The organism is Candidatus Kuenenia sp., assembly GCF_039794105.1.
Classification (GTDB): domain Bacteria; phylum Planctomycetota; class Brocadiia; order Brocadiales; family Brocadiaceae; genus Kuenenia.
Genome location: NZ_JBDIWA010000038.1, coordinates 1 through 21,686, shown reverse-complemented (window position 1 = coordinate 21,686; position 21,686 = coordinate 1). Strand labels below are relative to the sequence as shown.

The following is a 21,686-nucleotide window of genomic DNA, read 5'->3' as shown; positions in this document are numbered from 1 at the left end:
GCTTCTATAGTCAGTCAAACAAATAGTACACTTTCGTCTTTTGAAACTGGAAATAATCATTTGTAGTGCGACGAGGTTTGTCATATTGTTTTGAGTAGACCCTATTCCTTCTCGCACTGTTTTTTTTTGGTGCGACGAACCTCGTCGCACTACATTGCTGGAATTTTTCAAAAGACTAAAGTGTTTTACAATAAATCTGTTTAACCGTGGCAGATAGTGGTATTTTTTTTAACCGCAACAGTCCTTTACAAAATTGCTGTCGTTTAAAGAGAGGAGGTAAAATTATGGCGAATAATAGTTACGCGGACGCAGAGTGCAAAATATGCCCTAATTCTCATTGCCAGTTTGATCATCATGCAAAAGGCGCGAATTTTTGTATTTTATGCGGAACGCTTTTGTATTACAGGTGCGATGATTGTGCATCCGTAAATCCCAAATACGCAAAGTTTTGTTTCTATTGCGGGAGCAACATTGCGGATGTCGAATCCTCAGCACACTATAATCCGGGTTTCGAAGATACTTTGGAAAATCAATAAAAAAACTTTATGTTTTAAGGAGAGAAAAAACGTTAGATTCTAAAGAAAAGGCTATTATATTTGCCAGAATTGCAGATGATAAAAAAGCGGAAGAAATAGTAATATTGGAGGTAAAAGATGTAACCTTTATTGCCGATTTCTTCGTTATTTGCAGCGGATTGAACAGCCGTCAGTTGCAGGGTATTGCAGATGAAGTTGAACTAAGAATGAAAGAGTATGGGATTTATCGTAGCGGCATAGAGGGATATGCTGAGGCAAAATGGATACTAATCGATTATGGAGATGTGGTGCTTCACCTTTTTTGCCAGGAAATGCGCCATTTTTATGACCTCGAGCTTTTATGGGGCGACGCACCAAAAATACCATGGAAAACGCCTCTGTAAACGAGGCGTCCGTTAATTATTTCTGCCAGAACGGGTAAAGCTTGTGCGTGCAACCACTGTTTGTCCTGAAATGCCCAGCTTTTGAGCCCTTTTAATATTTTTTATACGACGGCTTTCTTCACGACGTTTTTTCTCCGAAGGTTTTTCAAAATACGCAATGCGTTTTGATTGATTAATAATACCTTCTTTATCGCACATTTTCTTAAACCTTCGAAGGGCATCTCTTATGTTTTCATCGGATGTAATTAATATTTTTGCCATAAATCTCCTTAAAGCCTTTCTATAATATTTGGTCTGTAAAAATTAAAGGATAATTGTAAAACTTATGTCATTCTCTGTCAAGTAAAAAATTGACCAGAACGGCAAATATGGATCAAAATATATGTCTGTTTTCGTGTTACTAAAAATTTGAATGTTTAATACCATGTTTGACAAGGAAATAATTTACAAACTAATAAACAGAAGGAATTTGAGCCAGGAAGAAAGCTTTGCCGCGATGACACAAATTATGGAAGGGCATGCGACAGAGGCTCAAATCGCCTCGTTTTTAACTGCCTTATGTATGAAAGGTGAAACTGTTGATGAAATAACAGGATGTGCGCTGGCGATACGACAAAAAGCCTTAAAGATAAACGTCGGTGCAGGGATAATTGTTGATACCTGTGGAACAGGCGGCGACGCAAAAAATACATTTAATATTTCTACCACGGCTGCATTTGTTATAGCAGGAGCGGGCATAAAAGTTGCAAAACACGGGAACAAAGCGGTTTCTGGTAATTGTGGCAGTGCGGATGTTTTGCAGCGTTTGTGTGTTAATATCGAGGCAGATGTAAAAACAGTAGAGAAGTGTATTGAAGCTGCAAATGTTGGATTTCTCTTTGCGCCTCTTTTACACCAGGCAATGAAACATGCGGGCAAACCAAGAAAAGAGATAGGGATACGGACAATATTTAATCTTATCGGGCCTCTCGCAAATCCCGCGGGCGCTGTCCACCGTATTCTCGGGGTATATAATGAACACCTGACCTTTATCATTGCGGAAACCCTAAAGCGGTTAGGCGATAAACATGCTTTTGTTGTACACGGACTTGACGGCCTGGACGAAATCACCGTCACAGGAAAAACAAAAATCTGCGAACTTGCTGATGGCGCAATAAAAAACTACTATATAGATCCTCAGGATTTTGGAATAAAAAAATCCAGCCTTTCAGATCTTATGGTAAATTCACCGGAAGAGAGTGCGCTGGCAATGAAAGAGATATTCGACGGCGTCCGCAGCCCTAAAAGAGACATTGTCCTTATGAATGCAGCAGCCGCAATCATCGCCGGTGGAAAGGCAAAAACCTTAGAAGAGGGAATAGACGTCGCCGGTCGGTCTATCGATGAAGGAAGGGCGAAAGAATCGCTCCGGAAATTAATCGATATAAGCTGGCAGCGCTAGAAGTTACGCCACAAAAACCCCGCCTGTTTTATTTGTGATAATTCTGTTGCTTTTCATACTGAAATTTGTTTCACTACCCGAATCTTTTCATTTTATAAACCTTACACAATCAACCATTCTCGAAGGAATTATAATTATGATGATACCAAAGATGGTATTCTTTACAAAAGGCGTCGGGAAACATAAAGACAAATTGCAATCCTTTGAACTTGCCTTAAGAAAAGCAGGTATAGAAAAGTGTAATTTGGTGCGCGTATCCAGTATATGTCCGCCAAATTGCAAGATAATTTCCAAGCCGCAGGGGGTCCCTATGCTAAAGGCCGGGCAGGTAGTTTTCTGTGTAATGAGCGAAAATTCTACCTGCGAACCAAACAGGATGATAACCGCTTCCGTCGGTATGGCCATACCTTCAACCGTAGGGTATGGATATCTGAGCGAGCACCATGCCTTCGGAGAAACGGAGGAAAAATCCGGCGATTATGCTGAAGACCTTGCGGCTACCATGTTAGCAAGCACCCTTGGTATCGAATTTGACCCTGAGAAAAACTACGATGAGCGCAAAGAAATTTACCGGATGAGTGGGAAGATTGTAAAGACAAGGAATATTACTCAGGCGGCCAGAGGAGATAAGCACGGTTTATGGACAACCGTCGTAGCTGCCGCAGTGTTTATTTTATAAGGATTTTTTCCCGTTTATTACGTTGAAAATATACTTCAAACTTCAGGCAATAAAACGCTCCCCTAATACATGAAAGAACACGTACCCGAATACTTACAAGAACTTCCTTCAGGGGGCATAGTCACTCCAAAAGAGTTTCAGGCTTCAGGAACTTATTGTGGAATAAAAACAGCAAAAGAGCGTCTTGACCTGGGCATAATTTTTTCAAAAATCCCTGCAACGGGAGCAGCTCTTTTCACAACAAACAAGATATGTGCTGCGCCTGTACTGCTGGGGAGAAAAAACATCCGGGGCGGAAAACTTCGTGCAGTAGTGGTAAACAGCGGCAATGCTAATGCATGCACAGGGGAACGTGGTTACAAAGATGCTGAAGAGATGGCATCGATAACGTCAAAGCTCCTCGCAATTCCTCCGGAAGAAATTTTGGTATCTTCCACGGGCATCATAGGCAAACACTTGCCAATGGATAAAATTTCCTCAGGTATTCAGCAGGCGTCCGCCTCTTTAGGCAATACCCCTGCACATGGAAGATCAATCACACAGGCGATTATGACCACGGATATAAGACCCAAAAGCATTGCGATTAAAATAAAAACACAAGGAAAAGAAATGTTCATTGGAGGAATCAGCAAGGGGGCAGGAATGATTTCTCCAAACATTGCCACAATGCTCTGTTTCTTAACGACCGATGCCAAAATTTCAGCAGACCTTTTGCATACGTGCCTAGTACATTCAGCAGAGCAATCTTTTAACCGTATCACGATTGACGGGCACATGAGTACAAACGATACAGCCGCCATTATGGCAAACGGGGCTTCCGGCGTTGAGGTGACGTCTGAAGGGGCCGAATTATCACTGTTCCAGAAAGGGCTCGACTACGTTGCCGGATGGCTGGCAAAAGCCATTATTCTGGACGGGGAAGGGGCAACAAAATTCATTCAAATCCTTGTAACGGGCGCAAAATCCCTCAATGACGCCACAAAAACTGCCAGAACTATCGGAGATTCACCTCTCGTAAAAACGGCAATGCACGGAAGCGACCCAAACTGGGGGCGTATCGTTTCTGCCGCCGGCTATGCCGGGGTTGAGCTTGACGAAGCAAACACTACGCTTCATATCAACGATGTGCTTGTTTATGAAAAGGGAATGCCCGCCTCCTTTGATTATGCCGCCCTAAAAACTTCTATGCAAGCGCGTGATATTTTTATCAAACTGCAAATAGGAACCGGAGATTACTCGGATACAATCTGGACGTGCGATTTATCAAAAGAATACGTCTCTATCAATGCCGATTATCACACCTAACCTGAACAAACCAACAGCCAAACAAGCACAAAACGCCAAATATGAAAGGAACTACAGATTACTTGGCGCAGCCTTTGGCCACATCAAATTCGAAATACGAAACAATTTCAAATGACAAAAAACCTAATGCTCCAAACTTGTAGAGACGCACGGCCGTGCGTCTCTACATCAACTTCCCCTCTTGGGAGGGGCAGCGGTGGGTAAATCCAATACCAGTCGCCGAAGGCATAATTTATTACCATCAATTTGATTTCCGGATTCTTGTACGAAATATTTCAATCTACGACCGTATACTTTCCCAATCCGAAGCTTGTTCCCTTGCCGACATGGAAGATCTTCCCCGCCTCAATGAATGGATAAAAAGGTGAAATAGCTCCTGTATATACGATATCCCCTACGAGTCCGCCAAGTTTCATCCTGGTCTCCTGCCTGCGGGAATATCGTTCCCAGTCGCACCATTGAAGGTATGACTCTTTAATACCCGTTGCGTGCGCCCTCTCTATAAGCATGCGGTGATAGCCGTCGCCGGGTAATCCGCCATCCGCCGGGAGGTCTTTGCAGTAATAATACCTGAGTAAAAACAATCGTCGCAGGAGTTGCCGGATGAAGATGTGAAATTCCAGGTCTATTGTAAGTTTGCCTTCATATTTCAAACGGGTGGGCGTGAGAAATCTCAGGGTAATTTCTTCATGGCCGTTATGCACGGAGTTTGTAACCTTTCCATCCATTACGGCAAGGATCGATAGGCTTAGGTCTATACATTCTTTACCGAAAGATTCGACCTTACGGGTTGTGGCGCTGTAAATTAATTTGGTATTGTACTGCTCGCTGACTGCGTATACCTCCCGAAGCTTGCAGCTTCCCCTCCCCCTGCCAATACCGGTTTGTCCCAGCAGGTCAAAGGTATAGATGAAATAGGGCAGGTATTGTATTGCATCGCCAATTAGTATGAGGCCGATGGAAAAAGTCTGCCCGGCATGATATCGTTGTTTTTCCACTTCCGGCGGTTCTATGACAAATGGATGGGGAATGGAGTTTACCCTGCCAAGTATGTTATTCTCATCCGGGGAGGGGGATTCAAAGACATGTGCATACACGCATCTTTGTTTGAGCAGGCAGTCACGGCAATCCTCTTTCTTCAGGGCGCAGACCACCTTTTTGAACTGTGTGCCAAAAGCCCCTCTGAAGGTAGAACCTTTATACGAAGGAAGGTTTATTTCTTCTTCAGCTTCCATGATAAAGGTAAAGCGTTTATAGGGTATCTTCATAATTTAAATATTGAGTCTGGGGAATACGATTACATCCTGTGCCTTGAATATATTCAGGTCCAGGATAAACTCTTTGAATTTCAGATATGTATTTTCATTTGCGCAGGTAAATCCATGGACAAGATAAGAACTGTTTCTTTGCGATTGAATCTGGCGGAATTGTGCTATCCGTTTGTTAAATTCTTTGCCCAGATCATCACCCAGAGCTTCGAGCAATTCAAATGCAGCATTTTGCGCTATCTTTATCCTCCCGTCTTTTTTGTCTTTATATTTGCCAATAAAATCATTCCTTATCTGTGGCGGCAATTTTTCCTCACCAACGTTGCCTGTATCTATTTCATATTGTTTCAGGAGCCTTTCCTGCGCAAGCATTTCAACGACCCTGTAGAGCCGCACGACAGCGTCATCTGTCTTTCCTTCCTCAAATCGCCTTTCGGCATTTGAGAATATATCGAGGACAAATAATCTGTCGGGCTGTCTTTGTTGTTTAGAAAGCAGATCCAGTTGCGGCTTAAGCTGGATAGTGGCTTTAACAAACATTCGTATCTTTTCGTCTCTTGTTTCCAGAAGATCTTCTATCCTTGCCCTTTCGAACCTATTCCTGGCTTCGCCGTGTTTGAACAGGTCCCAGTTGTAGTATCCATCAATAAGAAAACTCAGTTTTTTAAATACCGTTTTGTATTCGGTGCTTCTTTTCAATGCCTCGTCGGCCAACTCCTTCGCTGCCTTGAACTGGTTGGTATTAAACAAAAAGGATATCTTCATACGTTCGTCTATGGCAAGGAAGTCCCATGGGTTAACGCTCTTACTTACCTTTTCCTTGCCGTCAACGACAATCCCCACACCGTCTTTTGTCCGCTCGGTGCCTCCCACATATGAAAAACTGAAGCCATGAGTAATGGATGAGAGAGCAAGTGCGACAGACATATTTTTTGTACCGCCCGTATAATCCACAATAACCTCATCGCTGTGGTAGCCCTTTGACAGCACCCTTTTTACTGCCTCTTCAGCCTTGGCGAAACAATGCAACAGATTATCAACCTTATCGACAAGAGTTATTTCATTTTTTATGGTATGTCCTGTTGTCTCACGTACACCTTGTTTAATATCAGTTACCTTGTCGAAAGTATCCTGTGATGCGAAGAATGATACGAATTCCGGCCTGCATTCCGTAATAGATTTTATAATAGGCTCCGGCGTGCCGCCGACAGAGATTATCATCGCCTTGATCATTTTATTTTCTCCAAGGTATTCAATAGAAATGTGGCATATTCAACAAAATTGTTACGTGTTTATCTTGTTAGAGCAATTTTTCAATTTCTTCCAAATTCTTTGATATTTTCACCGCTTCCTTTATTGACTCCAGCTTCTCTATCACTGCTATTTTCCTGATACGCTCCAGAAGTCTTAAACCTTCAACTCCATACTTTAGCTCTAAACCAATCTCTATCGCTTCCTTTATACCTTCTATCTTACCTTCTATCCTTCCTTTCTTCTCTCCCTCTTTCTCGCCTTCCGCTCTACCAGCCATTTTGCCTTTTTCTATTAATCTAGCCGCTATTGTCATGCTTAATTTACCTCCTTCCTCTGATATCTCTTTCAGGGTTTCTATTACCCGTTCTTCCGATATATCCGACGCATAGTACAAATACCTGATTGCACTTTCCAGAAATTTTACCCCTTCTTTCTCTTCAAAATACTGCCTCCCTATTTCAAAGAATCCCTTTAGCTTGTCTTCCAGAACTGTCTCATTATATATGTTCCTCATTAATAACATGGTTATTTGAAGGAATACCCTTCTAAATGCCCTGTCCTTTATTTCTTCATTACTATAGCAACTCAGATCCGTTAGCAGATATTCAAATTCCGGTATAAACCTGTGGAATACCTCGTCTATCCCTTCAAAATAGTCTCTGAACCTTCTGACTGTCCACGCATCTTTGCCATGATACAATATCACCGGAATTACCGGTATGAGTCTTTGCGCCTGCTTGCTGTTTGATTCCCATATCTTTAAAAGGTATTTAATCAACTGCAGATATGGACATGCTACGGCATAACTCTTATGCTCGAATAAAAGGGTTATCCGGAGTTCTTTGTCTTTACAGAAACAGGTATATACAATGTCTGAAAAATATTCTCTGAGTTCCTCGTCGATATATGAGTTATTATCCTGTGTTAAAGTGGATAAATCCAGCTTTTTCAGGATTTCAGGGGGGAACGTCCCGCTAACAAAATCGATTGCATTTTCCCGTATGGAAAAGGTCTCTTTGAAGAATTTGTCGTGTGGATTGATTATTTCCATAGATGCTTTTTTTGTTACAATTCTCTCTTGATTCGTTAAATGGTCAAGTGGTCAAGTGGTTAGATCGTGTATTGACGTTTAATTAGTTCAAGCTGTTCAAGCGGATAGTATTCATGGACCTAAACCCTCTCAGTTACATGGATATTATATATGCAACTTACCATTTTAAGCACTTATGTACACTTTGTCTACCGGTGGGAATAGGATTACATAAATTATGCATTCGGTGGCTTTTGAGACCGTAACCATTGATATGTTTCCTGAATCTATAGAAATTTTTTTTTGCTGGTATCACATTTTGTGATACCGGGCAATTCACTTTGTTTTTAGATTTGTTTAAGAGTGCTATCCGATTTTATTCCCCTTTGTTTTCTTGCCCACTGTATAGCTTCCTTAACAACCTCTGGTTTGAGCTTTCGTCTTTTTATAATTTTTCTAATTTTTGCAGATGTTTCTTCAAAATTTGGTTTCTTTTTCATCGCTAATGATTTTAAGCTTCAAGTGAATATGGATTAACTGCCAAAAATACGTAATGCTATAAAATATGGTTCTGTTCCTCATATCGAGGTGTAGGCGAAAGAAGTGGTGTATCATCTAGAAATTGTTTATGAGCCTTTTTCGCCAGATTCGATAAATTTTCTTTACAGGTAAAACCCATTAACCGACCGCCTGCAATAACCACCCATTCCCCTCCAGAAGATTTTACAAATCTGCCAAGGTGTCTTCTGAAATATTCGTCATTGGGGTTTCTAAATCTACACACTTTCATAGTATCTTTTTGGTATTGCTATCAAATACTAAATTGACAATTTTAAAAATCCCATCGGATATTTGCCCATAACAAGATGTTTTGATTTCCCGTATCTTCTCTCAGTCCTGAGTTCCTGGGCAATTGTCATGGAAATAAGACCGCTACCCCAACCGAGACGAAAGAGGTAACCGCCTTTTGCATGGTCAAGAATTTGTTGATAAACCTTGCTAATCACTTCTCCATTGCTAACAGCACTTAGAAATTTATCCTTTTCTTCATTAAGAGCGTTCCTGTAAAAATTGTCGCATGCCGTTAAAAGGTTTTGTACATTGATCTTTTCATGTAATGCATCTATGCCACTTTCCCGATTGCACAGCACTTTCCTATCAAGGCTTATTTCAAGTTCAACTGGAACCGGTTTATCAATAAGACTGCCATACGTTACTTCTGATAGTATCAGGATAGTCGTTGGATTTATACGTCCATCTTTTTTTTTATAGTTTATGACTTCTTCAAAAAAGGTAGCGCCTTCCGGAAGAAATACATCTTTAATCCTGATAGCACGGAATGGGTCTTTGTCAATGTCAAATCTTACCCTTCCGTTCCGTCCTTCAACAGTTGCCTTAAATAATTCACCCTCTACTAAATCTGCCCTATTTTTCTCTTTTATTACAACCGGACTGCTTCTTTTTAAGAAATTTAGGTACGCAGTCCTTAATGCACCTTTTATTGATGAACCTGGCAAAAATGGCTTACCACCCGTTCTGATAAACGGCGACATAGTCAACTGGTTTTCAGAGGCATTAAACTTTTCCTCATATTTTTTTTGTGCAGCGTCGCTTACATCTACCGCCCATTCAGTATATTTTTCCGTATCTATATTGTTTCTCACAAAATTTCTTAATGCCACCAGCGTGGCTTCCTGTGCATATTCTTTACCGGTCAACTTCTTGAATTCCTCAGCTTTTTCACCCAATAACGTTGAAAGCCATTCTTCCATATTCACCTTATAAAACTTGTCTTTTATCACATACTCAAGGGGTTCCATGTCTGTACCGTCCCCTATGTGTACAGGGGTTAATATCTCTGCCTTTATCTTATATGTTTCCTGCCTTGGATAGTTCATATCACCCTCACTTTTAACGGTAATGCTATACCATAATGAATAACATCTTTTTGTTTGTGAACACCGGGTATCAAACTGCCATAAAAAGATTTTTGATTATTGGTAATAAATACAGATCCCGGGTTTAACATAAGAACAGGCATTTTATGTGGTCCGCCATCAATACCCGCAGCCCAGTGTCCGCCGATTTTACCAAACTTTGTAGATATATCGTAAAAACCGTCGTGAAAATCTCCATACTTTGGATGGTAATATGAAAGCGTCATAAAGCCATTTGGATTATCTGATTCCGGCAAATCCCATCCCTCATCAAGCTCATAGTTAAATGATCCTCTGCCGACCGACTTATCCGCACCATAACCGCTTTGTGAAATAAAATCAAACATCTCGTGCAGACCATTCTTTCCAAAATAGGCATCTTCAATATAAACGCATAATTTCATACCCTCGTTATAAAAGGTATCCTCTTTTGCAAACAGCTTACCTTCGGTAACTCTGTCTGTTAACCGATTTTTAGCGTTATGCCAGACCTCAACCTGCTTTGGTTTTAAAACACTTTTAATTTCCTCATCCTCTTTGTCTTCCAGCAAGATTTTGCCTAGAATATGGCTGAGGTATAATTGATAGTATGAAAGATTGTCCTTCAGTATCTCTATTGCAGAAATTTGAACATACGGTAATTTTTTAAATCTTTTTAAATCACGTATAAATTCAAGCCTTGTCTGACTTCCCTTCCGGTATTCATGCCATAATTCTATCTCCTCGTCAAGAGTCAGTGGTTGTAAAACAGGTATGGGTATGTAGTCCTTTGGAAAACCGGATGAAATAATAAAAGGTGCACTTGAATCGCTAAAAGATTTAAGAAATGAAAGAAGTTCATTCTCGCCTCTCAAATATCGCAACGCCCAACAAACATGCCCGAATAGAGTATCAGAGTGCAATGGCGTTTGAAATGGAGAGCAGGGTTTAATAGTGAGTCTACATCGCGCCATAATTATATCCTCTTGTTTTTGCCTGTAATTTCCAGATAGCGATCCTTTATTTCTTCCTCTTCGTTATTTACAAAGACCTTACCCGGCATAAATTTTTCACCCTTAAGAATGCCAAACTGTACCTGCCCGTATCCCCTGCTGCCGGAACCTCCAAGCGCATCCTGCTCCAAAAGCCACAAACCGTGAAGAAGCCATTTAAAATTATTCTTATCGGTTTCTCCTTGATCGCTTATGTCAAACACACGATAATCAATGCGGAACGAAAATTCTGTGCCGGCTGGAACACGTTCATATTGACGCAAACTACCGGTTTTCGCCTTTCCTTTGAGACGGTCAATAGCTGTCTCTGTCTTTTCTTCGACAAACAAGAGACCCTTTTTAAGCTGAAGCTCTTTCAGTACATCTTTTGAAGACTCAGTAACCCATCCATCTCTAAAAATTGCCCTGCCAGGTCCAAAATCTACTTCATCATCGGTAACGCCAAAAATTCTACATATGGGACAATTTGAATCTCTGTTGCAATCTCTAAATTGATGAACATTGCCATTGACTCCTAGTTTGCCATCAATTTCCCACTCAAGCAAAGAACGTATTTTACCTTTTATAGATGAACCTGGAATATACGGAAATTTATCCAAGGGATTTCTAATAATGGGATTATCCATACCACCAATTTCAATGGTATCTTTAGAACCGCCAATTCTAAGCCCGCTAACACATCGAATAATTCCAGTAACAGTCTTATATGTGATAAATTCCATGTTTTATCTCCCTTTAAAAAATCCCATTACTGCTTCAAAAAAATGAGCAAAATCTTTAAAATCTCTTTCAGATTTACTAAGATCAGAGCCTTGTTCAATCATACTTTTTAAATGTCCAAATCCCGTTTTCCTCTTGCTTTCTGCCCTTGCGTAAGCATAAGCAGCCTTGGACTTTAAAAGTCCTACCATTGCCTCATTAGATGGAAATCCACCCGCTTCTATACGCGATTGCAACGCCTTAACTTCGTTATAGAAATTTCTGAGTGCAGTGGGTGTGACGCCAAATCCATTATCATAAAGCAAATTTGACCAATTTTCTGCATCTGATGTTAAAAGCTCTCTTCTTAACTGTCCATTGGCTCTGAAAACAATCTGTGTCGTTTTAGTTGATTGTTCTGCCTGCATACCCTTTTTACCAGAACGGTATTGTTGATTTTGAAAACTTTTACCAACATGGTTTTGTTTATCCTTGACACCAAATTTATCCATTATTTCCTTTGGGATATCCATTATTTCCCACCTCCTCTATTTTTATAAAGTGTCCAAAATACAGGTATTTTAAGATTATTCATAAGTGCTTTATTAAATCCGGCTCCTACTATATACAATGGGCTTAATATATCGAGGAACCTCTGGTTTGTGACATTTCCTTGTGTATCTCTCTTTTCAATATTCCTCCGTACATCTCTTGTCATAAGGGAATGAAATTTAAGTCCTTCGATAATTCCTCTCTCTGATAGTAAATACATTTCGTGGTATTTCAAAAGTCTGTAGAGAAAAGAGGCATTTACCCTTGCGTCTTCCTCATTAAAGGCATCGTCTAACGCACTCATGAGTTTTTCTATAATAGGGAATTCATCCCATCTTACTGTTGTGTTGAATACGGTGATGCTATTTTTCCCATCTACTTCTTCTGACTTATCAGGACTATCATCAGCGCCATCTACTTCTTTTGATTTATCAAGATTGTCTTCTGCGCCTTTCGTTGCTAACTTAACAGGACTGCCAGGCCGCATAAGATTAATGCCCATAGATATGGTTATGTTGGGATTTCCTCCAACATAGGATTTGAATTTCATTCCAATATGATGTCCAAGCACAAGAGCATCTTCCCACGGCGCAATCAGGAGCAGGTCATCGCCACCGGCATAAACCGTGTATGTCATGGGAAAATTCTCTCTTATTTCTTCTATGAGCCAGCCGGTAAAGAAGTAATTCAACATCCTTGATAAACTTGCATATCTTGAAATGGAAAAGGCATCCCCCAACCCATAGCTAAATATAAAACCTAGGTCGTCCACATCTGCCTTGATAACGGCAAGATGATCAACCCCTTTACCGTTGTTTTTCCTTCTTGATGAAGCCGATATGCATTGAAATGTGAGATATCTTGCCACTAATTGTTCTCTTGCTGGAATACCTTCTTCACTATTTCCTTCAAGTGTGCAGGGATTTCCACAGTAGCGACAAAGGGTATCTTCTTCTTTAGAATGACCATCTTTTAAGTCGATATCACCTTCCTTCATTTCAGGGATAGCATTTGAAACATATCGCCGTATAAACCCTTCATTCTTGTTACTTTTTTCATCTCCGATCTTCTCTAAAAGTATCCAGTCATTTCCTTTGTTTTTAAAAGAAAGACTATATCCCATTAAATCAAATTCACCCCTGCCTTCTCCGTTGTAGAAATATAAAAACGGTTGTGATACAAGCGCCTCCCCCAGTTTTTCTGAGTCAATACACTTCTGGCAACGGCTTTCACCACTATCCATTGGATATATCTTGCAAAATTCACATGCATCTTTATCTCTTTGCAGAGACGCAAAGGCTTTTTGCATTGCACCGTCAAGCATTCTTTCGTTGCTCATCACAATATTTAAAAAGCGTTTCTTTTTGGACAATTCAACTTTTTGCCCCAACTCCTTATATTTTTGTGAAAAATTTTTAGAACTAAAATCCTCTCCTGAAAGCGTAATACCATAAGCAATATTAAGAGAAAGTTTGCCAAGAAATTGTTGGTAAAACCAGGTGTCTATCTCACTCTTTAATTTACACACCTCTTCGTTTGCAAATGGTGTATTGGGTACAATCAGTACGAAACGTCCACCTGCATTCATGATCCTGCAACTCATTGGCAGATCGAGTCTTTTTAATATTTTAACAGAGGCAACTTCCGTCAAAAGAGAAAGATAGAAAGAACGTCCTCTGAGTATCTTGCTCAGTTTTTTAGGATTTGATGCACCTATTTCAAATATAAATTTCTGTATGCCAGAAAGGTCACCGGCAATAAGCATGAATTTGTCAATGCGGTCATTTTTAATTTCTTTTTCATTAAGATTGCCGTAATGAAATCTATAAAGACAGGCTGCTATTGCTGATGATGTTGAAAGGTGATCATACAAGGAGACATCATTGTGTTTATCCCTCGTATCGCTCGGAACACACCACAAAAATTCTTCAAATAGTGACAGGTATCCGTTGAAAAGCGAATTGAAATCTTTTGGAATAAAATTGAGAAAGGACTTTCCAAATTCACTATGTAGTTTTTCATAATTGTCTCTTAACTGTGAAAGATCATTAATCGAAAAGGGAAAAGCAACCTTTGGTGATAGCCGCTGTATGTTATAGTAATGTGGAATCGGCTCACACGTCTCTTTTTCTTTTTTTGTCACTCTTGTTAAAATAGACATGAGTCTTGCATTTTTAAAATCGAGCTCGGATGGTTCTTCATCAATCCTTTCCTTTGACGAGTAGCTATCAGCACGGCTAACTATATATGCCAATGCCCTTATATATGGGTCATCAATCTTCTGTACCAATAGTTCATCTGGCATTTTGGAGTATTCATGGTGTCGCTGAACCAGGATTTTAAGTAAATCTAAATCAACCCAATCCTTACCAATCAGTTTCTTAAATTCATCGCTTGAAACATAATCAGCCGAAAAGAGAGGATGTTTCTTTTGTACATCTGCGCGGTTTAAAAACTTCCCAATATCATGCAACAGTCCGGCAAACACTACCGTCTGATATTCCCTCTTCTGTTTTTCGTCCATAGTTTTCTCCATTATTTATTCATTGTTCGTGACCGTGTTCCGTAACCGTGAAATACACCCCTTGATCCCCTTTTTACAGGGGAATCGGTTACAAACACACATCACTACAAAACAACTCTCATGCCGGTTCTCTTAATCTCCTCAACCAGCATCCCGCCATCGTAAAAATCTTCCGGTCTGAAAGGGAGTGGCTCTATGCGACTGTCTATCTTTCTTCTCAGCTGGACGATCCTTCTGCGATCTTCAAATCTGTCACCTGTAAAATCAGGCGAAACCAACGCAATGTCAATATCACTCCATTCCTTCTCCGTTCCCTTTACAAAAGAGCCAAAGACGATTGCCTCTCGTATCTTGATGCCGTTCTTTTCCAATTCTTCAATATATCTTTTCGCTATTTCTACAACTGAATCTGTCGCAATAGCCATTCCCTCATCTCCTTGATCTTGCTTAGATACCTTTCAAAATCTTTTCAATTGTCAAATGTCCAAAGAATAACGAATATGAATAATCGCTTTTTTCAAAAAGGTGGTTTGCAACTTTCCAGTCATCTTCGGAAGATTCAAGCCAGTATTGAACATCCCTTTTCTGTTTTTCGTCCATAGTTTTCTCCATTATTTATTCATTTTCCAGTTGACAGTTCTGCTTAACGCAGAGAACGCCGAGACTTCGTCGTGAGCTCAGTCGAATGATCACGGGGGTTATTATTGAAGATAAAAACAGAAAATTATTCTAATTTCCCCATTTTATTTGTTTTCTCTACATTCCAGGCGCCCTATGTGGCGAACTATTGCGAAATATCTTTGCATTAAATTACGCTATAATTTTCTTCGTATTCTCTTTGTAAGCAGGTAAAGCGCAGTAAAAGTTTTCATATTGTTATCATATTGTATTAAAAATGCAACATAAGAAATATTTCTGAAATATTTCCACATGGGTTTTGTTCGATAGACACTGGTGGACGAGGGACGAGGGACGAGGGACGAAAGATGATGGACGAGAGACGATGGACGAGGGACGACGGATGACGGATGACGGACGAATGGTTGCGCGGAACCATGGGAATTTATGCATACTCGTCTATCGTCTTTCGTCTTTCGTCCATCGTCAATAATCTATCATCCTTTGCAGAAAGAGTCTGCTTTTCGTTCCATTGTGGCAAGTTTTGCAAAAATATGCTCATACCTTTCGTCTAACATTGTAAATGTTTCGTTGCTAATGTATTTGCACCTCAATGCAAATTCCAACCATGTTTGGGTTTCTGCTGCTTCCTGTGCTGCATCGGTTAATTTATTAACGAATACAGCCTTATATCTTCGTTTTCTCCAGCCTTCAGCAAGATTTACACATACCGATCTTGACGACCTGCGCATTTGATCTGTTAAGGAATATATCTCCTCCTTCGGAAATCCTTTTGATATTTCAAATATTTCCATCGCAGATTCAAACGCCAACTTATAAACATCTAAATCCCTCACACTATTTATCCTTCTTGTTTCTTTTTCTTCGCCCATTTTTCCTCCCTTTAATCATATCCATATATTCCCGGGCTCCGCATAACTCCTCGTCCCTCGTCTATCGTCCCCGGCGGCGATAAAGATAACGCTATAGTGAGGAACGATGGACGAGGGACGACAGACGACGGATGAGAAGTTATGCGAAACTCTTGAATATATAGATACTCGTCTCTCGTCCTTCGTTCCTTGTTTCTCGTCCCTCATCTTCCATCCCTCGTCCCTCGTCCTTCGTCCGTCGTCCTCCTGCCGATCCCTTCTAAATCAGGTCGGCCCTGACGGAGATAGAGATAAAGCCAGAGTGAAAGGTATTAGAAGATTGCAATTTTATGGCTAATTTTTACTTTCTAATTTGTTTATCATTCCTGTTAGCATTGCACGTATTTCTTCGCAGATTGTTTCTCTCTCAATAAATGTATCCGCTGATACATAGTTAAGTCTCTTCAATTTTTCATACCAATCAATACTTTCATTGGCAGAACCCCTTGATATATACAAATAATGTTCGTATTCTTTACCTCGTCTCCTGCCAAAACCCTCTGCAATATTAGCGCTTATCGAAGAAATGCTCCTTATAACCTGGTTCTGGATTATTCTTGCGCTTTCTGTATTTGGAAACATTTCTGTATCCTTAACAACTGCCTCAAACAAATTTATAGCCTTCTGCCATACCACCAATTCCCTAAAATCCTTCACCTTACACCTCCTCCTAAAATTATCATTACAATTCCTTTGTTTTCACTCTTTCTTTCACGGCCCTTGCGGAGATAGAGAGATAGCAAAAGGGGAAAATTTGTTTACAGACTACGAGACAAAAATCCTTTCACTCTGGCTTTATCTTTATCTCCGCAAAGCGGGCCGTCGCAATCCCTTCTAAATCAGGTCTTAGTTCGTACGTTAGAAGTTGAGGAAAAGGTGGAAAAATGAGCGAAGTCGCAATCCCTTCTAAATCAGGTCTTAGTTCGTACCGCTGCTATGGTTATCGCTAACCGTGGCAGGGCGTCGCAATCCCTTCTAAATCAGGTCTTAGTTCGTACACAAAGAAACCGGCTGGAAAAGCCGCATTTGAAAGGTCGCAATCCCTTCTAAATCAGGTCTTAGTTCGTACGGGGTTATTGTATCTGAAAAGCCTGTACAGAGATGTCGCAATCCCTTCTAAATCAGGTCTTAGTTCGTACTGCGGATGAATAGGTTTACCGATGAGGCAAGAGGGTCGCAATCCCTTCTAAATCAGGTCTTAGTTCGTACGGCACCTCCTTTCCTTTCTCGTTTGATGTCAAGTGTTTATGGAAACGGGTTTTTACTATATCAAATGCGCCTGGGGCTAGCCAGAGAATATTTCTGAAATGTTTCATAAAAATATATCTACGCCCTCCGGTACCCTGTCGCCTTTGCCAAGTACTACACATTTAATGGCTGACGGCAGGGGATATATTCGTATGTCGTCTTTTTTCTCGTTAATCATGCCATTAAGCCTTCCCTTTAACTCCGTCAATTCCTGCCAGGTAAGTTTGCAAAAAAATACCGAATACTGTATATGCGTACCGATGCCCCTTAGTGTTTTAAACACTTGCCTCCACCTCTTTTGATTTGCAATGTCGTAGCATACAAGGTAATTACTTTTCATTGTTTACAAGGAATAAGGTCATGTTGTCATTAAGTTAAGGATTATTTGATCAAAAACAACCCCCTGAATCCCCTTTTTTTAAGGGGGACTTTTAAAATCCCACTTAGTTGCGTTTATCCGCCTATGCCGTTGTCTGACATTCCTGCCTCTATTGTACATGTTGAAGAGCTTTCGTCTTTGCCATCGCTTACCGTCATTTTTATAATATAGGTTCCTATTGCGTCCGGAACAAATGAGGGAGTTGCTGTCTCGCTATCACTCAGGCGGGCACTGCTGTCTGAGGGCCTTGATTCAAATGCCCACATATATGATATCTGGCCGCCGTCAGGGTCTGTGCTTCTGCGACCATCCAGTTTGACAAGATTGCCTGCTTTCACTGCCTGGTTATCTCCGGCATCAGCCAGCGGCGGCAGGTTAATATCTTCTGCTTGTGCAGAAGGGTCGACTTTGACGTCAATATCATCGTCCACATACGCCTTAATCTCGTAACCCACAGGCAGTTCTCCGGCTTCTCCCTTTATCAAAAACCCGGTGGGGGCAATCAGTGGACATAGCAGGATTCCTGTTGTGGCAGCCAATGCAGTAGCGCCCCCTACATGGCTTTTCCCTTCTTTGGTCTGAGTCGCATTTAAATGCAGTTCCGTATCGTCAACCGCCATAACAGAATCTACCCTGATTGTAAATTCTCCCTTTCTTCCCCAGGATTTCCCCTTTTTTATTTCTGCAATCCTGCCAAAGGCGTCTGCTCCCTTATTTATCACAATCATACCGTCTACTTTAACAGGCCTGATTACCATTAGCTTTATCAGATCGCCTTCCTGCTTTTCAGCGGCGTCTATTCTTTCTTTTAACGCCAAAAGCACGGGCTTGCCCGCACTTAATCTTACCATCGTTGTTTCCGCCAAAAGTATTTGATTAAAAAGACAACATACCATTATTATAAATAAACCTTTCCTAATCATTTCTTCCTCCATTTTGTTTTACGGATAAAACTAATAAACCAGCGCCAAAACCAAACAATATGCCAGTGGCTATGCGTAACAGATTGTTACTTGTGTAATGAGTTGTTGTCGCAATAGCGCCGTCTGTTAATAAAGGGAATATTAAAAATACGCCTAACACGATAGGTTTTTTGGAACAGTTAAAGATTCTAAAAAAGGCAAATATCATATAAATGGAAAATGACAAATAAATACCGAAGCAGCGGGCGCACAGTCCTGCATTTGAACCACAAATCCACAAGCACCTGGAAGGTATTTGATGGCATATATATTTCAGGCAATAATAAATAATGTTTGCCTGCGGCATTCTGAATGACTCCAAAACCGGAGCGGCAATAGACGAAATAAACAGCATTGCGGAAATGGTGCATAATATTTTTACCAATAGTGAATGCATAATGAATGTGGATGATTCATAAAAATACGCTTGCTATATGCTACATTCCCCGCTCAATTTCAACTCCCTGATAAGCTCGAATATGCCGTCAATTATGTGCTCGGTCGTAGAGACAAGCGCCTCTTTTCTGTTTTCAAACCGCACTGCAATTGCCTTCATTTCTTCCGGGGAAATTACTTTGCATTCGTGCGGGGCGCAATCTTTTTTATCTCGGAGAAATTGTATGGATTGAATATCCACCTCTGGGCCAAGCGCATAGCAAATATCCAGGGCAAAGCCAAAATCACGTCTTCTGTGCATTACCCCCGGATGGGGATCGAGGGATGATATTATCAGCCTTCCAATAATCATTTCCATAAACAGCGCTGAAACTATGCCGTGAATCTGTTGAAATCCTGCACTCTTTGCGGGTATGAGTTTTTCTATTGCCTGAAGGTAATCCTCTTCTTTAAAGCCCACGGTGATGTATGTATCAGGCATTTGCTGCTTTAAAAGCCGTTTCAGCACATTTATCTGAATACCGTGCCTATGCGCCCGCAAAAATGTCATATACCTTTTAATATTGTACTCCGATTCAAGAAATATCTTTTGCCCTGTGCAGCGTTCCGGCAGGCGCTGACGGCACGGCAAAACAACAGCAATCCGGTTGCCGCTTTTGTCAAACATTGTTACAGGGACGTTATTGTCCGTAAACATTGTCAGCAAACCTGTATCCAGTTTGATATTTCCTGCAATCACTACTCTTTGAATCATACGTGCCGGCACACGCCTGTCTGCCTTTCCCTCTTCCCTGATCAGCACAGACGGGCCGTCTCTTATAATCTTTACTGCCTTGTTTTCATGCAGGTATAATGCCTTCTCCACCAATAACTCTCCTTGAAATATCTTTTACCATTGTAACGATTTCCTTCCTCACCGGCCCGATCCATGTTTCATAAACAGGGTAAAATTCCTTTCTTGAATCTTTCTTCAAATAGACGCCTTCGTTTTCTTTTACAAAATCCGCTGACGAACATTTTCCCTCTTTAAACAACTCCCACACAAACCGGTCTGCCGCAGGGCGAAACGGTTCAATCAGGTCGCAGGCAAGGGATTCGCGTCCGTAGTCGAAGCAGTGATAGAAACCAATTGTCGGGTCAAGCCCTGCAACCTGTATCTCCCGTACCGCTTCGTAATGAAGCAGTGTATAGCAGAGTGAAAGCATGGCATTTACCGGGTCTCTCGGAGGGCGCCTTGTGCGTGTTTTAAAACCCAGCGGTTCGGGAAAGAGGGAGGTAAGTGCAGAAAAATAGGCGTTTGAGGCTGCGCCCTCGAACCCTCTGAGGCTTTCCTGTGAATCACACCGTGCGGCAATAGCGTCCGCAATATTTTCAATAATGCCAAAGGCATTGCAGAATGCCGCTTTCCGGCCTTCTGCTTCCATAATCACCGCCGCATCTCCAAGGAACGTAAGCTGTTTCTCTGTCTTTCCCATAACGAGTTCTTTGGAAATCATCAGTGAAAAATCCTTGTCCAGGGACTTTTTATATTGCTTGACCCGCAGGAGGCCATTATTATGGATGCGGCCAGTGAGGAAGCCCCGGTACTGAAGTCCCCTGCCTGACAGGAATATGACGCTGCTCCCGTTATCTGCAAGTTTATTGAGCACGCTTGTTTCTATGGTATTATTGCCGGCTATTATCACCCTGTTGAGCGGCCTTATGGGAACGACGCCTTCCCTTTTTCCCTCGAGGTAAAAGGCGATTGATTCACCGTCGAGTTTTATGTGATAGCCCTTTCTGTCGATATATAAAGTACCCATGGTATTGTTGTCGTCATCCGAAATAAAAAAATTCCGGGTCTTTAGGTGGTATTGCCTCACCAATAGTATGTGGATTGCTTCTGCCGTCCAGGGAGAAGATATGAACACGGTCTGCGTTTTCATCAATAATATGTGACATTCCGGAAATAACCTCCCTCAGTTCGCCCTGTGTAAGAAAGCATTCAAATACCGATTTCTGACCGCCCGTGCTGAACCCCTTCAGGAAGTACCGCGCACGTTGAAGACGTTTTGGCTTGCAGATATCATATGCAATAATATAGAGGTCTCTCTGCATGGAGATATTTTGCATATAAGGGTGGTGTAATGCAAAAAAAGAAATGTTTCAGGAATATTTCCGGGTATTGGTATGGTTTATTGATGGGGAGGTATGTATAGTCAAAAGCGTCTGGTTTTAGAAGAATAAACAATCTTCTTATATGCAGTAGGAGGTCAGCAGTCAGCAATCGGCAATCCTCAGTCGGCGTTTTAGAATAATAAACACTCTTCTAAATCCCCTTTTGCCTCAGTCTACAGTCTCCAATCTTAAGTCAGCAACTTATCAACTGCTGACTGGCGATTGCCTACTGGTTCAATGTAGAGGGGGTTTATCAAATCTCCGGCGGGTTCAGGTTTGCAAACCAATGTCATTAAGTTAAGAAATTGGTTTATAAGGGAAAGCAAATATTTTTTTGCGTGGTTGAATATTTCTTGGAAATTTTCTTCCATTTCTTATAGCAGAATTGTTTTCA

At 41.0% G+C, this 21,686-nt stretch carries 25 protein-coding genes and 1 CRISPR repeat array; of the genes, 6 read left to right on the top strand and 19 right to left on the bottom strand.

Annotated features, from left to right (window positions below; genetic code table 11):
* Positions 1-284: 284 nt before the first annotated feature.
* Both ABJL82_RS14325 and rsfS read left to right on the top strand, forming a co-directional pair.
* A complete protein-coding gene (locus tag ABJL82_RS14325) occupies positions 285-536 on the top strand; it encodes a zinc ribbon domain-containing protein (RefSeq protein ID WP_347275381.1) in 252 nt (83 codons plus the stop codon).
* Positions 537-589: 53 nt separating this feature from the next.
* Positions 590-919, top strand: coding sequence for a ribosome silencing factor (gene rsfS, locus ABJL82_RS14320; RefSeq protein WP_347275393.1), 330 nt, complete (start codon positions 590-592; stop codon positions 917-919).
* Positions 920-931: 12 nt separating this feature from the next.
* Here the strand turns inward: rsfS and rpsU are convergent, their stop codons facing one another.
* A complete protein-coding gene (rpsU, locus tag ABJL82_RS14315; protein WP_099324829.1) occupies positions 932-1,180 on the bottom strand; it encodes a 30S ribosomal protein S21 in 249 nt (82 codons plus the stop codon).
* A 163-nt stretch (positions 1,181-1,343) separates the two neighbouring features.
* Between rpsU and trpD the strand changes: the two genes are divergently transcribed.
* The 3 genes from trpD to argJ all read left to right on the top strand — a co-directional run bounded on the left by trpD (position 1,344) and on the right by argJ (position 4,344).
* Positions 1,344-2,360: an anthranilate phosphoribosyltransferase gene (trpD, locus tag ABJL82_RS14310; RefSeq protein WP_347275380.1), complete on the top strand. Its 1,017-nt coding sequence runs from the start codon at positions 1,344-1,346 to the stop codon at positions 2,358-2,360.
* A gap of 136 nt (positions 2,361-2,496) precedes the next feature.
* Positions 2,497-3,039, top strand: a complete 543-nt coding sequence (locus ABJL82_RS14305) for an arginine decarboxylase, pyruvoyl-dependent (RefSeq protein WP_347275379.1) — start codon at positions 2,497-2,499, stop codon at positions 3,037-3,039.
* A gap of 69 nt (positions 3,040-3,108) precedes the next feature.
* Positions 3,109-4,344: a bifunctional glutamate N-acetyltransferase/amino-acid acetyltransferase ArgJ gene (gene argJ / locus ABJL82_RS14300; protein ID WP_347275378.1), complete on the top strand. Its 1,236-nt coding sequence runs from the start codon at positions 3,109-3,111 to the stop codon at positions 4,342-4,344.
* Between the two features lie 275 nt (positions 4,345-4,619).
* Here argJ and cas6 read toward each other — a convergent pair whose 3' ends face one another.
* From cas6 to ABJL82_RS14225, 15 genes are all read right to left on the bottom strand, one after another.
* Positions 4,620-5,612 (bottom strand): CRISPR system precrRNA processing endoribonuclease RAMP protein Cas6, encoded by a 993-nt coding sequence (gene cas6, locus ABJL82_RS14295; protein WP_347275377.1) that lies wholly within the window; start codon positions 5,610-5,612, stop codon positions 4,620-4,622.
* Positions 5,613-5,615: 3 nt separating this feature from the next.
* Positions 5,616-6,845: a TIGR02710 family CRISPR-associated CARF protein gene (locus ABJL82_RS14290; protein WP_347275376.1), complete on the bottom strand. Its 1,230-nt coding sequence runs from the start codon at positions 6,843-6,845 to the stop codon at positions 5,616-5,618.
* 67 nt (positions 6,846-6,912) lie between these two features.
* Positions 6,913-7,917 carry an Rpn family recombination-promoting nuclease/putative transposase gene (locus ABJL82_RS14285; RefSeq protein WP_347275375.1) on the bottom strand — a complete coding sequence of 335 codons (1,005 nt, stop codon included), beginning with the start codon at positions 7,915-7,917 and terminating at the stop codon, positions 6,913-6,915.
* Positions 7,918-8,243: 326 nt separating this feature from the next.
* The gene (locus ABJL82_RS14280; RefSeq protein ID WP_347275374.1) at positions 8,244-8,396 is read right to left on the bottom strand and encodes a hypothetical protein; all 153 of its coding nucleotides are present in this window, start codon (positions 8,394-8,396) and stop codon (positions 8,244-8,246) included.
* Positions 8,397-8,714: 318 nt separating this feature from the next.
* Complete coding sequence (csm5, locus tag ABJL82_RS14275) at positions 8,715-9,794, bottom strand: type III-A CRISPR-associated RAMP protein Csm5 (RefSeq protein WP_347275373.1); 1,080 nt, start codon at positions 9,792-9,794, stop codon at positions 8,715-8,717.
* Positions 9,791-10,786 carry an RAMP superfamily CRISPR-associated protein gene (locus tag ABJL82_RS14270; RefSeq protein ID WP_347275372.1) on the bottom strand — a complete coding sequence of 332 codons (996 nt, stop codon included), beginning with the start codon at positions 10,784-10,786 and terminating at the stop codon, positions 9,791-9,793. The genes csm5 and ABJL82_RS14270 overlap by 4 nt, the downstream gene beginning before the upstream one ends.
* A 2-nt stretch (positions 10,787-10,788) precedes the next feature.
* Entirely contained in the window at positions 10,789-11,547 is a 759-nt protein-coding gene (csm3, locus tag ABJL82_RS14265) for a type III-A CRISPR-associated RAMP protein Csm3 (protein ID WP_347275370.1), read from the bottom strand.
* A gap of 3 nt (positions 11,548-11,550) precedes the next feature.
* Entirely contained in the window at positions 11,551-12,057 is a 507-nt protein-coding gene (csm2, locus tag ABJL82_RS14260) for a type III-A CRISPR-associated protein Csm2 (protein WP_347275369.1), read from the bottom strand.
* Positions 12,057-14,600, bottom strand: a complete 2,544-nt coding sequence (gene cas10, locus ABJL82_RS14255; RefSeq protein WP_347275368.1) for a type III-A CRISPR-associated protein Cas10/Csm1 — start codon at positions 14,598-14,600, stop codon at positions 12,057-12,059. The genes csm2 and cas10 overlap by 1 nt, the downstream gene beginning before the upstream one ends.
* Positions 14,601-14,704: 104 nt before the next feature.
* Positions 14,705-15,025: a nucleotidyltransferase domain-containing protein gene (locus ABJL82_RS14250; protein WP_347275367.1), complete on the bottom strand. Its 321-nt coding sequence runs from the start codon at positions 15,023-15,025 to the stop codon at positions 14,705-14,707.
* Between the two features lie 22 nt (positions 15,026-15,047).
* Complete coding sequence (locus ABJL82_RS14245) at positions 15,048-15,200, bottom strand: HEPN domain-containing protein (protein WP_347275366.1); 153 nt, start codon at positions 15,198-15,200, stop codon at positions 15,048-15,050.
* A 515-nt stretch (positions 15,201-15,715) separates the two neighbouring features.
* Positions 15,716-16,111: a four helix bundle protein gene (locus tag ABJL82_RS14240; RefSeq protein WP_347275365.1), complete on the bottom strand. Its 396-nt coding sequence runs from the start codon at positions 16,109-16,111 to the stop codon at positions 15,716-15,718.
* A 333-nt stretch (positions 16,112-16,444) separates the two neighbouring features.
* Positions 16,445-16,807: a four helix bundle protein gene (locus ABJL82_RS14235; RefSeq protein ID WP_347275364.1), complete on the bottom strand. Its 363-nt coding sequence runs from the start codon at positions 16,805-16,807 to the stop codon at positions 16,445-16,447.
* Between the two features lie 164 nt (positions 16,808-16,971).
* Positions 16,972-17,359: direct repeats of the CRISPR family, unit length 36 nt; unit sequence GTCGCAATCCCTTCTAAATCAGGTCTTAGTTCGTAC.
* Between the two features lie 103 nt (positions 17,360-17,462).
* Positions 17,463-17,738: a CRISPR-associated endonuclease Cas2 gene (gene cas2 / locus ABJL82_RS14230; protein ID WP_347275363.1), complete on the bottom strand. Its 276-nt coding sequence runs from the start codon at positions 17,736-17,738 to the stop codon at positions 17,463-17,465.
* Positions 17,739-17,851: 113 nt separating this feature from the next.
* On the bottom strand, positions 17,852-18,700 hold the full coding sequence (locus ABJL82_RS14225; protein WP_347275362.1) for a PKD domain-containing protein: 849 nt from the start codon (positions 18,698-18,700) through the stop codon (positions 17,852-17,854).
* A gap of 329 nt (positions 18,701-19,029) precedes the next feature.
* Between ABJL82_RS14225 and ABJL82_RS14220 the strand changes: the two genes are divergently transcribed.
* Positions 19,030-19,158 (top strand): hypothetical protein, encoded by a 129-nt coding sequence (locus ABJL82_RS14220; protein ID WP_347275361.1) that lies wholly within the window; start codon positions 19,030-19,032, stop codon positions 19,156-19,158.
* Positions 19,159-19,169: 11 nt separating this feature from the next.
* On the opposite strand, the gene ABJL82_RS14215 is transcribed toward ABJL82_RS14220, so the two are convergent.
* Genes ABJL82_RS14215 through cas2 (ABJL82_RS14205) form a run of 3 tightly spaced genes read right to left on the bottom strand, consistent with a single transcriptional unit; the run spans position 19,170 to position 21,232 of the window.
* A complete protein-coding gene (locus tag ABJL82_RS14215; protein WP_347275360.1) occupies positions 19,170-20,000 on the bottom strand; it encodes a CRISPR-associated endonuclease Cas1 in 831 nt (276 codons plus the stop codon).
* The gene (gene cas1 / locus ABJL82_RS14210) at positions 19,975-20,937 is read right to left on the bottom strand and encodes a CRISPR-associated endonuclease Cas1 (protein ID WP_347275359.1); all 963 of its coding nucleotides are present in this window, start codon (positions 20,935-20,937) and stop codon (positions 19,975-19,977) included. The genes ABJL82_RS14215 and cas1 overlap by 26 nt, the downstream gene beginning before the upstream one ends.
* 13 nt (positions 20,938-20,950) lie before the next feature.
* The gene (cas2, locus tag ABJL82_RS14205; RefSeq protein WP_347275358.1) at positions 20,951-21,232 is read right to left on the bottom strand and encodes a CRISPR-associated endonuclease Cas2; all 282 of its coding nucleotides are present in this window, start codon (positions 21,230-21,232) and stop codon (positions 20,951-20,953) included.
* Positions 21,233-21,686: the final 454 nt, after the last annotated feature.